Raw genomic sequence first — 13,552 nt, 5'->3', positions numbered from 1 at the left:
TAAGAAAGCGGGACATAGGATAGTAACGGAGACGGCAGGTTGTCTTATTTTTTCTTAAAGGGGTGCAGGCGTTGAATAAGTGGGGCTTTGCTGTCCAAATCGCAGCCGTATATATTGGAACGGTGATCGGGGCAGGGTTTGCAACAGGGAAAGAAATTACCGTTTTTTTTACACAGTTTGGGCTGTATGGATTGCTTGCCATCTGCCTTTCAGGGTTTTTATTTATTTTCTTTGGCACAAAAATGATGGAAAAAGCGATCGATTTACATGCGGATTCCTATGAAACCTTAAACCGGTATTTATTTGGCAAAAAAGCGGCCGGTTTCGTGAATGTGATGATGATGGCCATGCTATTCGGGGTCTGTGGCGTCATGCTGTCCGGTGCGGGTGCTGTTTTCGAGGAACAGCTCCGTGTTGGCAGGGGGACAGGGATTTTATTGACGGTGCTGCTCGCCTTTTTTGTCATGTGCTTTGGCATCAAGGGGCTGCTTGGCGTCAACACGTTTGTCGTGCCTTTGATGCTTTTGTTTAATTTTCTCCTTTTGTCGCAGTCCGTCCAGTCACCCGGATTTATTCAGGCGCTTATGGCCCGGCCGGAAAGTGTTGATATGCCCCGTGCCCTTCTCCGTGCCCTTTCCTATGCGGCTTTGAATTTGGCGCTCGCGCAGGCGGTGCTTGTCCCGGTTGCGGCGGAAGTGAAAGATAAGGAAGTCGTCCGTGCAGGCGGGATACTGGGCGGGGTGTTTTTAACGCTCATCCTGATTTCCAGCCATTTGTCACTGGTTACGCTGCCAGATGTTGCCAAAGTGGAGATTCCGATGGCGCATATTGTGAAAGCGAGTTTTCCGGGCATTTACTTTATTTATGTTCTGCTGATTTTCGGGGAAATTTTCACTTCTATTATCGGGGATGCCTACGGGCTTGAGCGGCAAATGCAAAAATATATGCCGATGAAAAGCGGTTTGCTGTACGGGTTGATTTTTTCCGCCATTCTGCTGATCAGCAGCTTGCATTACGGCCCGCTGCTCTCGGTTTTATATCCGTTGTTCGGTTACTTCAGCCTTGTTTTTATGATGGCGCTCGGGATAAAGACGATCCGGGGGTGACAGGTGAACGCCATAAAAACAGCTTTGCGCGGTTGTTGTGCAGCGCAACAACTATTTATGGCGGAGAAATGCAGAAAAAAAGCCGTCCCCTGCTTAAAAAATCGGCAGGAAGACGACAAGCAGCAAATCAAAGGTAAGATGCGACAAAATTTGCGCGGGCAGGCTCCGTTTCTTTGCATACAGCAGCCCCCAGAAAATCGAACCGGCAAAAGCGGCAATGACCATGATTTTTAATCCGCAGTAAAAATAAACGGATGCGTTCAATACGGCGGAAATCAAAATGGCATATTTTGCTTCCATCCTTTTCATGAGCCGGGTCTGAACAAACGAACGCCAAAAAATTTCTTCCCCGGGAATGAGGATCAGGACAAGTGCTAAGTAATGCCAGAAAGTTTCGGGCGAAAAGCGCCTGTATGCGCGGGCGACTTCGTTGTCAAGCCCGCCCGGCAAAAAACCGAGAACCGTATTGCCAATTCTGAAAATAATATAGAGAAGAAAACCCGAAAAGATGCCATACAGCAGCAATTGAAGGTACGGAAGCTTTTCGTGTTTTTCTGATTTTCCAAGGAAAACCGTGTAACTGATCAAAAACAGCATCGCTCCGGAATATAAATACCAAAAAACAGAGATATCCCGGAACGTAATATATAGCAGAAGGTGGGCGATCAAGATACTTCCGAGAAGCTTTGTATCCACCATGTTTTTTGCCACCGCCAATGCGCTCCTTTCTTAAGTTCGAAAACCGCCGGCCAAAAAGCCGGGAAGGGCCAAAAAAGAGATCCGGCCCCGCAGTCCGGCCTTCGCGGCATTGGGCCAAACAAAAATACATTGAATATTTTAGCAGAGAAACGGGGAAAAAGGTATCCGGGAAAATAATGTTAAAAAATTCACAATCATGGAAATGGAAGTAAAAAAACCGGCATGTGCCGGTTTTTTTACTGCGCGGTAAGCGTTTAAATTAACGCAAAGCCGAATGGATAACCTGATAATTTTTATGGTTTACCACTGTTTTTTCATCAAGTTCCAGTTCCTGATAGTTTTCCATATAGGTTAAATCCACGATGACCGAGTTCTCGTTCACCTTTTCGACAATCCCTTGAAGCCCGTCTTTAAATTCAATGATGTCACCAATTTGTGCTTTTTTCATTGCGGTCCCCCCGTAAGAAAGTATTGTAACCAGTTTGCACTATTTTTCTGAAAAGTTCAAGGCGAAAAGAACGGAAAAATACAAAACGGGCCTGTTTAAAAAAATCCCGGAAGCAAACAAGAAGGCGGCAGGAAGAATGTGGTACAATACTGGGTGGGGTGGTCGTATGTCGGAAGAAGAATTCAGACAGGAAATCAACCGGCTTCGCAACAGGGAAATCGAAGAATTATTCGTCAGCCGTGAAGATTTTATGGACTTCTGGAAAGTGCTTGTTGCCGAGGAAGACTTTAAGCATTTTAGGGGCATTGCACTACGCGGCGGTCATGTCCGCTATATTTATTTGGATGAGCCGGAAATCTGACCGGGGTATGCATAATTTTGTGCATTTTTAAGCAAAATGAAGTCAACTCTAATGATTGTTTTATTTGGAAAGGCATGTTATTCTATTACGGGGATTTTGTTTTTCCCGCACTGTGCAAAATTTGTCATTTTTTGCTCCGGCCGGGGACATGCGTGTTCCCGGTTTCGGGCGAGCCATGTTTTTGGCACGGATGGGCCGCGCAGACTTTGAGGGAGCAGCCTGCTGAATAGCCGGGGATGAACGGTGTTTGCAGGAGTCCCGGCATCGCTGCGGTTTTTTCAACCCCGTTTGTAAAATTTGTCATTTGTATGAAGATGGTTGATAATATTGACGAAAAATGTACAGTGCATTATTTTTAGAACTATATTATAGAAAAGGAGTCGTTCTACCCATGGCTGAAAAACAATTTAAAGTAACAGCAGATACAGGAATCCACGCACGTCCTGCTACATTGCTCGTACAAACGGCAAGCAAATTCGATTCAGATATCCAATTGCAGTATAAGGATAAGAAAGTGAACCTGAAATCGATCATGGGGGTTATGTCCCTTGGAATCGGCAAAGGCGCCGATATTACCATTTCTGCAGAAGGCAACGATGCACAAGATGCATTGAACGCTCTGGCTGAATTAATGAAAAAAGAGGGTCTGGGCGAATAATGTCAACCATTTTAAAAGGTATAGCAGCATCCAACGGGATTGCCATCGCAAAAGCATATCGTCTGGTAGAACCGGATTTGTCTTTTGAAAAAAGGCCTGTCCAGAATGTTTCAGATGAAGTGAAACGCTTTAATGCTGCTGTGTCTGAATCCAAGTCTGAACTGCAGGCGATCAGGGAGCATGCAATGAAGGCGCTGGGGGCGGACAAAGCAGCGATCTTTGATGCGCATTTGCTCGTTTTGGAAGATCCGGAACTGTTGATGCCAGTCCAGGATAAAATCAGGGATGACCAGGTCAATGCGGAATACGCATTGAAAGAAGTTGCTGATATGTTCGTGACCATGTTCGAACAAATGGATAACGAATATATGCGCGAACGTGCGGCGGATATCCGCGACGTGACAAAACGGATTCTGGCCCATCTGCTGAAGGTGGAAATTCCGAATCCGAGCATGATCTCGGAAGAAGTCATTGTCATTGCTGAAGACTTGACCCCTTCTGATACGGCGCAGTTGAACCGCCAGTATGTAAAAGGGTTTGCAACAAATGTCGGTGGGCGTACGTCCCACTCTGCGATTATGGCGCGTTCTTTGGAAATTCCGGCAGTCGTCGGGACGAAAACGGCGATCCAGGATATCCAAAATGGCGACCTTGTCATCGTGGACGGCAACAGCGGCGATGTCTATGTCAATCCGACACCTGAAATTGTCGATGAATACAAACAAAAGCAGGAACAGTTTGAACGGCAAAAAGCCGAATGGGCGAAGCTGGTCAATGAAAAATCCGTTTCGAAAGACGGCCATACGGTTGAACTGGTTGCCAATATCGGCACCCCGAACGATCTCGACGGCGTGATCCGGAACGGCGGGGAAGGCGTCGGCCTGTACCGTACAGAGTTCCTCTATATGGGCAGGGACGAGCTTCCGTCAGAAGAAGTGCAGTTTGAAGCCTATAAAGCGGTGCTTGAAGGCTTAAAAGGCAAGCCGGTTGTGGTCCGTACGCTTGATATCGGCGGCGACAAAAAACTGCCGTACTTGCCGCTTCCGGAAGAAATGAACCCGTTCCTCGGCTTCCGTGCGATCCGCTTGTGCCTGGACAGACAGGATATTTTCCGCACCCAGCTGCGTGCGTTGCTCCGCGCGAGCGCATACGGCAACCTGAAAATTATGTTCCCAATGATTTCCAATCTGGATGAATTCCGAAAAGCAAAAGCGATTCTTTTGGAAGAAAAAGAAAAGCTTATCCAGGAAGGCGTGCAGGTTGCAGATCATATCGAAGTCGGCATTATGGTTGAAATTCCTTCCACTGCCGTAATGGCTGATTTGTTTGCAAAAGAAGTCGATTTCTTCAGTGTCGGCACAAACGATCTGATCCAGTACACGATGGCTGCAGACCGTATGAACGAACATATTTCGTATTTGTACCAGCCGTATAACCCGGCCATATTACGCCTTGTGAAACGCGTCATTGATGCGGCGCACAAAGAAGGCAAATGGGCCGGCATGTGCGGCGAAATGGCCGGAGACGAAATCGCCATTCCGATTCTGCTCGGCCTTGGCCTTGATGAATTTTCAATGAGCGCTTCTTCGATTTTAAGGGCCCGTTCTCAAATCAGGAACCTGAATAAGGTGGATATGGAAAAACTTGCAGAAGACGTTTTGAACTTCACAACGAATGAAGAAGTAAAGGAACACGTGAAAAAAGTTCTTTCAAAAGCATAGAAAATTTTTTCAAAAACAGGTTTAGGTGCGAAGGAAGCGGGTATATATAAACCAGCCCAGTATTAAGGGTAGGATTGGTATCCAGTATTGTTACAATACCGGATGTATATCGTTTCTTTCTCATTTTTCCCCCTATTTTTGCCGAGTGGCTTTTGCCATTCGGCTTTTTTTGAATTGGGCTTTGGCGGACCGCACATCAAAACGCCGGATGTTCTTTTTTGCGGGAAAATGAAGGGGAACCCGGTTTGAAGCTTTATCGTGCATGGACGGGGAAAAATCGTTTATAATGAAGACAGGCTTTTGTGAACATAAAGATACAGGGAGGGATTTTGAATGGATTTAGGGTTGAAAGGCAAAACCGCCCTTGTTGTCGCTTCCAGCCAGGGGCTCGGGAAAGCGGTGGCCAAACAACTTGTAATGGAAGGCGCAGATGTCCTCATTACAAGCCGGAATGAAGAAAAACTGCAGGCGGCAAAAGAAGAATTATCCGCTTGCGGCACCGGGAAAGTGGCGTATATCCGGGCAGACATTACCCATCCGGAAGATATCCGCGCCATGGTGCAAAAAGCACGGGATACATTCGGCAGGCTGGATATACTGGTCAACAATGCAGGGGGACCGCCGGCCGGAAGTTTTGAAGATATGGCGGATGAAGACTGGCAAAAATCATTCGAACTGAATCTGCTTTCGTACATACGCATCATCAGGGAAGCATTGCCGCTTTTAAAGAAAAACGGCGGCCGGATTATCAACATTGCCTCTTCATCCATTAAGGAGCCGATCCCGGGGCTGATTTTGTCGAATACGTTCCGGACGGGCATTGTGGGACTTTCGAAAACGCTGGCGGAAGAATTTGCCCCGTACCAAATCCTTGTGAATACGGTCGGCCCGGGCAGAATTGCAACGGACCGGATTGTACATCTTGACAAAGTGACAGCGGAGAAAACCGGAAAATCGATGGAAGAAGTCCAGGCAAAGGAACTGGAGTCGATTCCGCTCGGCAGATACGGCGAACCGGACGAATTCGGGAGGTTTGTTGCGTTTCTGGCTTCAGAAGCCAATTCCTACGTTACCGGAAGCAGCTTCCTGATCGACGGCGGAAAAGTCAAATCGATTTAATCTGTCAGGTTTAAAGCAGGGCATGCGGGGTATAAATTAGAGGAAAGATTGTTTTCTTCCTTGAACCCCCATGTTTGCTTTTGGCCTGCTGTGATGCAGGTTTTTTTGTTTATTTGCGAAGAAAGGGGAGCTAGGATGAAAAAGATCGGATTTATCGGGTTAGGCGTAATGGGCCGGAACATGGCGCAAAATTTGCGGAATGCAGGGTATCCGCTTTTTGTCTATAACCGTACAAAAGAAAAGGCGGAGCCGCTTCTCAAAGCGGGAGCCGAATGGTGCAGCACGCCGGCGGAAACGGCTGCAAAATCAGATATCGTCATTACGATGGTCGGCTATCCGCACGATGTGGAAGAAGTGTATTTCGGTGAAAACGGACTGCTTGGCGCGGCGAAAGAAGGAACAATCCTGATCGATATGACCACTTCCACGCCGACCCTTGCCAAAAAGATTTATGAAGCGGCGAAAGCAAGACAGGTGAAGGCGCTCGATGCACCGGTTTCCGGCGGCGATATTGGGGCGCAAAAAGGCAATTTGACGATTATGGCAGGCGGCGACAAATCGGTATTTGAAGAAGTAAAACCGGTTTTTCACGTACTCGGGGAAAATATCGTGCTGCAGGGCGGCCCGGGATCCGGCCAGCATACAAAAATGTGCAACCAGATTGCCATAGCCTCCAATATGATCGGCGTGACGGAGTCGGTTGTGTATGCGCAAAAAGCAGGGCTCGATCCGGAAAAAGTGCTCAAATCCATCAGCGCCGGGGCAGCCGGAAGCTGGTCAATGTCCAATCTTGTTCCGCGGATGCTTGCGGGCGATTATTCTCCGGGCTTTTTTATCAAGCATTTTATTAAAGATATGAAAATCGCCCTTCATGAAGCGGAAAAAATGGGGCTTGACCTGCCGGGGCTTGCACTCAGCAAAAAATTATATGAAGAACTGGCCGCAAAAGGCGAAGAAAACAGCGGCACACAAGCATTGATTAAATATTGGTCCAAGTAAAGTTTGCCCGCCGGCATATGCCGGCGGGCTGTTTTAGTTTTATGCGGGCGGGAAGCCAGTATGGTTTAACGCAGGCTTCTATTCCTTAGGCGAACGCGGCGCCAGCAAAGGAATGAAAATATATTTCATTTTTAGTATGATGCCCATTGCGCTTGAATGCGGCACCAGCGGGAAAAATGAGAATCAGCCGGCGCATCGTTTCAGGATAGGTTTGCAACAAACTTTTCCATGCGCGCAAGCCCTTTTTCGAGCTGATCCATGCTGCATGCGTAGGACATCCGGAACCAGCCTTCGCCGTACTTTGAAAAAGCGCTGCCTGGGACAACCGCGACTTTTTGCTGTTTTGCCAGATCGACCGCAAAATCGAAAGAGGACCGCTTCAACGCTTCCGGCACCTTCGCGAATACGTAAAAAGCCCCGTCCGGTTTCACATACCCGATGCCGATCTCATCCAGCCTCTTGCATACATAGTCTCTCCGTTTTTCATATTCCTTTTTCATGGCGTGTGCGTCATCGATGCCGGCTGTCAGCGCTTCAAGCGCCGCCATCTGGGAAATGGAAGGCGCGCACGACACATTATACTGGTGGACTTTTAAAACATGCTTTGTGAGCCATTCCGGCGCAAACACGAAGCCGATCCGCCAGCCGGTCATCGAGTGGGACTTTGAGACGCCGTTAATGACAATGGTCTGCTCCGGCAAAAACGAAGCGATCGAGGCGTGCTGCAGATTGTACGTTAACTCGCTGTAAATTTCATCGGCAAGAATAAAAATATCACGGCCGCGGATCAGGTCTGCGATTTCCTGCAATTCCGCCTTTTCGAGCGTCACCCCAGTCGGATTGGAAGGGTACGGCAAAATGATGCATTTCGTGTTGGCTGTAATAGCCTGGCGGATGAGATCTGCGGTTAGCTTAAACCGGTTTGCCCTTGTGTCTACATGCACCGGAACGGCTCCGCACAGGCGGATGGCTGGTTCATACCCCGGGTAAACAGGCCCGGGGAGGATAACTTCGGAACCGGGCGTCAATACGGTTCTGAGCGTAATATCGATCGCCTCGCTGGCGCCGATTGTGACTATGACTTCCGTTTCCGGTTTATAAGACAGGTTGTATTTCGTTTTGACAAATTGTGCTGCAGCCTTGCGCAAAGCAAGGTCGCCGGCATTGTGGGTATAGGTTGTCCTGTTTTCTTCAATGGCACGGATCCCAGCTTGCTTGACATGTTCCGGCGTTTTAAAATCGGGCTGGCCGATTGTAAATGAGACCATGTCTTCGATTCCGGCAACCATGTTTGAAAACTTGCGGATGCCGGATATTTCAATTTCCTGTACATGCGGGTTCAGTAAATGTTCCAAAACCGGTTTCCTCCCCTTTAACGGATTGCTTTTCATCAAATATGTATGTCCTGTTCTTCTTAATCTTACCACGCTTAAACATTTGTGAAAAAGCAATCTTTTCCGTTTGCCCTTTTTCAGGTGAAAAATTCCGGTCCATCTGCCGATATAATTCATGTGGGCAAATATTGAAAACCGGGCAGTGCAAAAATGCTCTGCGCCGGATTTTCATACGTTTTAGAACGAGGGGGCAAAAAATGATGAGTCTGGAGCACGATATTTTACTGGAAAGCGGCACAAATGAAGTTGAGATTGTAGAATTTTCTGTCGCACAAAATCATTACGGCATCAATGTCATTAAAGTGAAGGAAATTATCATGCCGGCTGCGGTCACCACCATTCCGCACGCCCATCCAAATATTGAAGGGATTATCCAGCTGCGCGGGGAAATACTGCCGGTTGTCAATTTGCGCAAAGTACTTGGGCATCCGCCGGAAACGGGCGAGGATGACAAATTTATCGTGACGGAGTTCAACCAGCAAAAAATCGTCTTTCATGTGGACAATGTTTCAAAAATCCACCGGTTTTCCTGGGATCAAATTGAAAAACCGTCCGGGATGTATGCAGGCACCGATACACAGGTGATCGGCGTAGTAAAGAAAGAAGACACGATGATTTTACTGCTTGATTTTGAAAAAATGATTGCGGAAATCAACCCGGAAGCAACGATCCGGGTGGAAGAAGTCAAAAAGCTTGGAAAGCGGGAGCGGAACAATAAACGGATTGTGATTGCGGAAGATTCCGGCCTGCTCAGGGAATTGCTCCGCGATACGCTGCTTGAAGCCGGGTATGAACAAATTGCGTTTTTTGAAAACGGGAAAGATGCATACGAATATTTATCCGGGATTGCAGAAAGCGGAAAAGAGATAAAGGATGAAGTCCAGCTTGTGATTACGGATATTGAAATGCCGCAAATGGACGGGCACCATTTAACGAAAAAAATAAAAGAAGACCCTGCCTTAAAAGTGCTGCCGGTGATCATTTTCTCATCGCTGATCACGGATGCCTTGAGGCATAAAGGGGAAATGGTCGGCGCCGATGCCCAAATCAGCAAGCCTGAAATCAACCAGCTGATCCTTGCGATGGACGAAAAAGTGCTGTAACGCAGAAAAGCCCCCGGCCAATCGCGGAGGGCTTTCCTGCATGGTTGCGTATCATTATTCATCCCGGGCGGGGTCTTTACCCGGTTTGGGGCTTTTCCATTATTTGGCTTGCACTTGCTGCGGCCATCCTTTAGAAAAAGGAGTCGCCCAGTTTTTTGAAAACCGGTTTGCAATTTTTCCTGCCGGTGCGGGGCTGCCCCGGTTGCTGCTGTTTTTCCGTGAGCCCGGTATACCGTTCAAGCAGTTGCTTTGCCTGGCTTAAAGGCATGCGGCATTTCGGGTTCCTTGTTTTATGGTCCAGGTAGCCGAGATGGGGGAGGTTTTTAAAATCGTCTTTTGACGGCGGAATATGAAACGTATAATCACCGCACTTTACAAGCACATCAGACTGTTGCTGGCTGTACTTCGGATGCTCGGAAAAGTGGAGCCCGACTTTCAGCGCTTTCCCTTCCCGGACCATTTTTTCGAGCGCTTTTTTCTTTAACAGGTACAGAAATTTTGGGTTGGTTGCGGTTTTCGCATGGCGATTGACCGTGAATACAGCATAAGAGAGGTTTTCGATTGTAGGTTGTAATGGAGCAGGTTTATGCGAATTCAAATAGAGAACTCCTTTCGTTTTTAATCATGTTACTTTTTAGTCAATTATACTACTTTTCGTTTATTTTGGAAAGAAAGCAACATAAAAATGCCCATTTTTTTACATACTTCTGCAGCCGTTTGTTTTATAATGGTTCAAGAGTTATGCGATCACAAGTCTGGGAGGAAACCAGTTCATGAAGCGATTGGTGCAGTTGAAATGGATTGTTGTTTTAGTATGGGCAATGATCAGCATTTTATTGGCATGGAAAGCGCCGGCAATGGAACCATTACTCAGGGAAAAAGGCCAGATTAAGGTTCCGGAAGGCTATGCCTCGCAACGGGCGGCTGAAATCAAAAGCCGGCACCAGCAGACAGAAAACCGCGGTACAAGCGTCATCATCGTGTTCCATGACCGGGTGAAAATATCCGGCCATGAGATGGGGCGTATCCGGGGCACGCTTGAACGGCTGGAAAAAAATAAAAAACAATATGCGATTATGGAGCTGACAACTCATTTTCACGAGCCGGCCCTTAAAAGTGAGCTTGTCTCCAAAGACGGAAAAACGGTGATGGCCATTGCCAGCGTGGATCCGGGAGGAAAGTCTTTTAAAACAGTGCGCGCGGCTTTGCAGAAAGCGGTAAAAACGCCGGGCGTCGAGGTGATGATGACCGGCAACAGGCTGATCAATGAGGATGTCACGGACAGCTCGCAGGCGGGCTTGAAAAGAACAGAAGCGATTACGATTGTATTCATCCTAGCCGTCCTTGTGCTGGTGTACCGTTCAATCGTCGCGCCGCTCATTCCGCTTTTAACGGTCGGGCTTTCTTATCTTGTCAGCCAGTTTATCGTTGCGATACTCGTCGACAAGCTAGATTTTCCGGTTTCAAATTTTACGCAAATTTTTCTCGTTGCCGTTTTGTTCGGGATTGGCACGGATTATTGTATTTTGCTGCTCAGCCGCTTTAAGGAAGAACTGGCGGATGGCAAAGAAACAGTTGCGGCCATTCTTGCGACTTACCGTTCGGCCGGGAAAACGGTGCTGTTCAGCGGTATTGCCGTTCTGATCGGTTTTGCCTCGATCGGGCTTGCCAGTTCTAAACTGTACCAATCCGCTTCCGCCGTTGCGGTCGGGGTAGCCGTTTTGCTGCTTGCCTTGTTTTCAATTGTGCCGTTTTTTATGGCTGTGTTAAAGAAAGGGCTGTTCTGGCCTGTGCGCGGGGACATTTCCCAACATGAAAGCAAAATTTGGGAACGGGCCGGCCTTTTTGCGCTGGCAAGGCCGTTTCTTTCCCTTGCGATTGTGGCGGTGATCATGGTTCCGCTATTGATCAGCTATAACGGCAAGCTGTCTTTCAATTCACTTGATGAACTCGGGGACAACTACGATTCCGTAAAAGCGTTCAACATCATTGCCGCCAGTTTCGGCGCCGGGAAAGCGATGCCGGTCGAAGTCGTCCTCGAAAATGACGAGTCTGTCAAATCAAAAGACTATCTCGCTTTAATCGAGAAAATCAGCGCGGATCTGGATAAAGTCCCGCATGTTGCACAAGTTCAAAGCGCGACAAGGCCGGACGGTTCGGTGATGAAAGAAATTTATGTCAAAAACCAAGCCAAAACATTGGGCGAAGGGCTGGAAAAAAGCCATAACGGCATTCAGAAAATCAAATCAGGATTAACGGGGGCATCCGGTTCTCTGGAAAACGCCAAATCAAAGTTTAAAGAAGCAACCGACGGGATCGGGGAGCTGGAGGCCGGTTCCGAAAAAATCTCAGCCGGCATGGGGAATTTGTCAAACTCGCTAAGCCGGATTGAAGAAGGCATCCGGAACGGTTCCGCGGGCGCGGACGAACTGAAAAGCGGGGTAAAAAACGCCCAGCAGCAGGCAAGGGAACTGCAGTCCGGCTTTAACCAGCTGTATGAAAAATACCAACTCGTCCAGTCCGGCATCCGCCAGTTTATCAGCCAAACGGACCAGTTGCCAGCTGATGTTCCGGAGCAGATCGGCTCCCTGCAAGCGGCTTACCGGGCGTTTTTAAAAGACAATCCTGAAGCGGCGCACGACCCGCAATTCCAAAAAGTGCAGCAGGCGATGAATGAGCTCGGGCTCGGCACCGGCAATGGCAATGATACAATTGCCAGCCTGTACCGCCAGATTGACACCGTCACAGCAACTTTGGAAAGCGTGGACGCAAAACTTTCAGCTATTTCCGCCGGGCTTGGCCGCTTTGCTGACGGGTTTACGCCGATCATCAACGGGCTTGATCAGCTTGAAACCGGTTTGAACCAGACTGCAGCAGGCCAGAACGAAGTGATCCGGAAAATCCCGGCGCTGCAAAAAGGGATTCAGGGGATCACGGACGGCCAGGCACAGCTGAAAACCGGCCTCAGTACGTTCGGAACCCATATGAATGAGCTTTCCGCCGGCCTTGATAAAAGCGCGGCAGGACTCGGGAAAATCGAATCCGGGTTGTACGATGCCGGTTCTTATCTGAATGATTTGGCGGATGAAACAAGTATGGAACAGTCCGGCATTTATATTCCGGATGCCCTGCTTTCAAATGCGGATTATCAGAAAGCGCTGGGCCATTATATTTCGAAAGACGGAAAAATGGTGACTTTTCATCTGATATTAACTGAAAACCCGTATTCCAACAGGGCAATGGCGGATATTGGCCATATCAACCGGGCGTTAAAAGACGCTGTAAAGGGGACAAAATTGGAAAATGCCCATATCGGGATCGGCGGCGTGTCAAGCATCAATCGCGATTTGGATAAGATGTCAAAAGCGGATTACGCGCGTACTGTCACTTTTATGCTGATCGGGGTGGCTGCCGTGCTGATGATTTTCTTACGGTCAATCGTCATGCCGCTCTATCTGCTGGCATCCCTTCTTATCACCTATTTTGCATCCGCCGGTTTGACGGAGGCCATTTTTGTCCATCTGCTTGGCTACCCGGGTATCAGCTGGGCGGTGCCGTTCTTCGGTTTTGTTATTTTAATCGCGCTTGGCACCGACTACTCCATCTTTTTGATGGAACGGTTCAATGAATACCAGCATTTGCCTGCAAAAGAAGCAATTTTGCTTGCGATGAAAAAGATGGGAACCGTTATTCTTTCCGCAGAAGTCATTCTTTCCGGCACTTTTGCGGCAATGATGCCGTCCGGCGTTTTATCGTTGCTGCAAATTGCCACCCTTACACTTACTGGTCTTCTGTTTTATGCTTTGATCATGCTGCCTTTGTTTGTGCCGGTGCTTGTAAAAATGCTTGGCAAGGCAAATTGGTGGCCCTTTATCGCAAATCAGGAGTAAAAAGGGGCGGATGGGCGGATCACTTCCGGTAATGAAGAGCATGAAAGGCAAGCG

12 protein-coding genes are annotated in these 13,552 nt (G+C 48.1%); 8 read left to right on the top strand and 4 right to left on the bottom strand.

Features of this window, described 5'->3' with window-relative positions; genetic code table 11:
* The first annotated feature begins 71 nt into the window (after nt 1–71).
* Entirely contained in the window at nt 72–1,106 is a 1,035-nt protein-coding gene (locus IC21_RS02260) for a YkvI family membrane protein (protein WP_029141704.1), read from the top strand.
* 93 nt (nt 1,107–1,199) lie between these two features.
* On the opposite strand, the gene IC21_RS02255 is transcribed toward IC21_RS02260, so the two are convergent.
* Entirely contained in the window at nt 1,200–1,817 is a 618-nt protein-coding gene (locus IC21_RS02255) for a CPBP family intramembrane glutamic endopeptidase (RefSeq protein WP_029141705.1), read from the bottom strand.
* A 247-nt stretch (nt 1,818–2,064) separates the two neighbouring features.
* Complete coding sequence (locus IC21_RS02245) at nt 2,065–2,253, bottom strand: YkvS family protein (RefSeq protein ID WP_013858893.1); 189 nt, start codon at nt 2,251–2,253, stop codon at nt 2,065–2,067.
* A gap of 166 nt (nt 2,254–2,419) precedes the next feature.
* On the opposite strand from IC21_RS02245, the gene ykzS reads away from it, so the two are divergent.
* The 5 genes from ykzS to IC21_RS02215 all read left to right on the top strand — a co-directional run bounded on the left by ykzS (nt 2,420) and on the right by IC21_RS02215 (nt 7,111).
* Nucleotides 2,420–2,614 (top strand): protein YkzS, encoded by a 195-nt coding sequence (ykzS, locus tag IC21_RS02240; RefSeq protein ID WP_026104705.1) that lies wholly within the window; start codon nt 2,420–2,422, stop codon nt 2,612–2,614.
* Nucleotides 2,615–3,005: 391 nt separating this feature from the next.
* Entirely contained in the window at nt 3,006–3,272 is a 267-nt protein-coding gene (locus tag IC21_RS02230; RefSeq protein WP_013858895.1) for a phosphocarrier protein HPr, read from the top strand.
* A complete protein-coding gene (gene ptsP, locus IC21_RS02225) occupies nt 3,272–4,993 on the top strand; it encodes a phosphoenolpyruvate--protein phosphotransferase (protein ID WP_029141707.1) in 1,722 nt (573 codons plus the stop codon). The genes IC21_RS02230 and ptsP overlap by 1 nt, the downstream gene beginning before the upstream one ends.
* Nucleotides 4,994–5,326: 333 nt before the next feature.
* On the top strand, nt 5,327–6,112 hold the full coding sequence (locus IC21_RS02220) for an SDR family oxidoreductase (RefSeq protein ID WP_019721901.1): 786 nt from the start codon (nt 5,327–5,329) through the stop codon (nt 6,110–6,112).
* A gap of 135 nt (nt 6,113–6,247) precedes the next feature.
* Nucleotides 6,248–7,111 carry an NAD(P)-dependent oxidoreductase gene (locus IC21_RS02215; RefSeq protein ID WP_029141708.1) on the top strand — a complete coding sequence of 288 codons (864 nt, stop codon included), beginning with the start codon at nt 6,248–6,250 and terminating at the stop codon, nt 7,109–7,111.
* 200 nt (nt 7,112–7,311) lie between these two features.
* On the opposite strand, the gene IC21_RS02210 is transcribed toward IC21_RS02215, so the two are convergent.
* The gene (locus IC21_RS02210; RefSeq protein ID WP_014095626.1) at nt 7,312–8,466 is read right to left on the bottom strand and encodes an aminotransferase A; all 1,155 of its coding nucleotides are present in this window, start codon (nt 8,464–8,466) and stop codon (nt 7,312–7,314) included.
* 236 nt (nt 8,467–8,702) lie between these two features.
* On the opposite strand from IC21_RS02210, the gene IC21_RS02205 reads away from it, so the two are divergent.
* Nucleotides 8,703–9,608, top strand: a complete 906-nt coding sequence (locus IC21_RS02205; RefSeq protein WP_118498782.1) for a chemotaxis protein — start codon at nt 8,703–8,705, stop codon at nt 9,606–9,608.
* Between the two features lie 130 nt (nt 9,609–9,738).
* On the opposite strand, the gene IC21_RS02200 is transcribed toward IC21_RS02205, so the two are convergent.
* The gene (locus IC21_RS02200; RefSeq protein WP_029141710.1) at nt 9,739–10,206 is read right to left on the bottom strand and encodes a YkyB family protein; all 468 of its coding nucleotides are present in this window, start codon (nt 10,204–10,206) and stop codon (nt 9,739–9,741) included.
* Between the two features lie 175 nt (nt 10,207–10,381).
* Here IC21_RS02200 and IC21_RS02195 point away from each other — a divergent pair, with 175 nt between their 5' ends.
* Nucleotides 10,382–13,498, top strand: a complete 3,117-nt coding sequence (locus IC21_RS02195; protein ID WP_029141711.1) for an efflux RND transporter permease subunit — start codon at nt 10,382–10,384, stop codon at nt 13,496–13,498.
* Nucleotides 13,499–13,552: the final 54 nt, after the last annotated feature.

It is taken from the genome of Heyndrickxia coagulans DSM 1 = ATCC 7050, assembly GCF_000290615.1.
Lineage (GTDB): Bacteria > Bacillota > Bacilli > Bacillales > Bacillaceae_C > Weizmannia > Weizmannia coagulans.
This window is presented reverse-complemented; position numbering and strand designations above follow the sequence as displayed.

Coding starts and splice junctions, on each gene's coding strand:
- IC21_RS02245 (WP_013858893.1), bottom strand. CDS start 2,253: ATGAAAAAAGCACAAATTGGTGACATCATTGAATTTAAAGACGGGCTT.
- ykzS (WP_026104705.1), top strand. CDS start 2,420: ATGTCGGAAGAAGAATTCAGACAGGAAATCAACCGGCTTCGCAACAGG.
- IC21_RS02230 (WP_013858895.1), top strand. CDS start 3,006: ATGGCTGAAAAACAATTTAAAGTAACAGCAGATACAGGAATCCACGCA.
- ptsP (WP_029141707.1), top strand. CDS start 3,272: ATGTCAACCATTTTAAAAGGTATAGCAGCATCCAACGGGATTGCCATC.
- IC21_RS02220 (WP_019721901.1), top strand. CDS start 5,327: ATGGATTTAGGGTTGAAAGGCAAAACCGCCCTTGTTGTCGCTTCCAGC.
- IC21_RS02215 (WP_029141708.1), top strand. CDS start 6,248: ATGAAAAAGATCGGATTTATCGGGTTAGGCGTAATGGGCCGGAACATG.
- IC21_RS02205 (WP_118498782.1), top strand. CDS start 8,703: ATGATGAGTCTGGAGCACGATATTTTACTGGAAAGCGGCACAAATGAA.
- IC21_RS02195 (WP_029141711.1), top strand. CDS start 10,382: ATGAAGCGATTGGTGCAGTTGAAATGGATTGTTGTTTTAGTATGGGCA.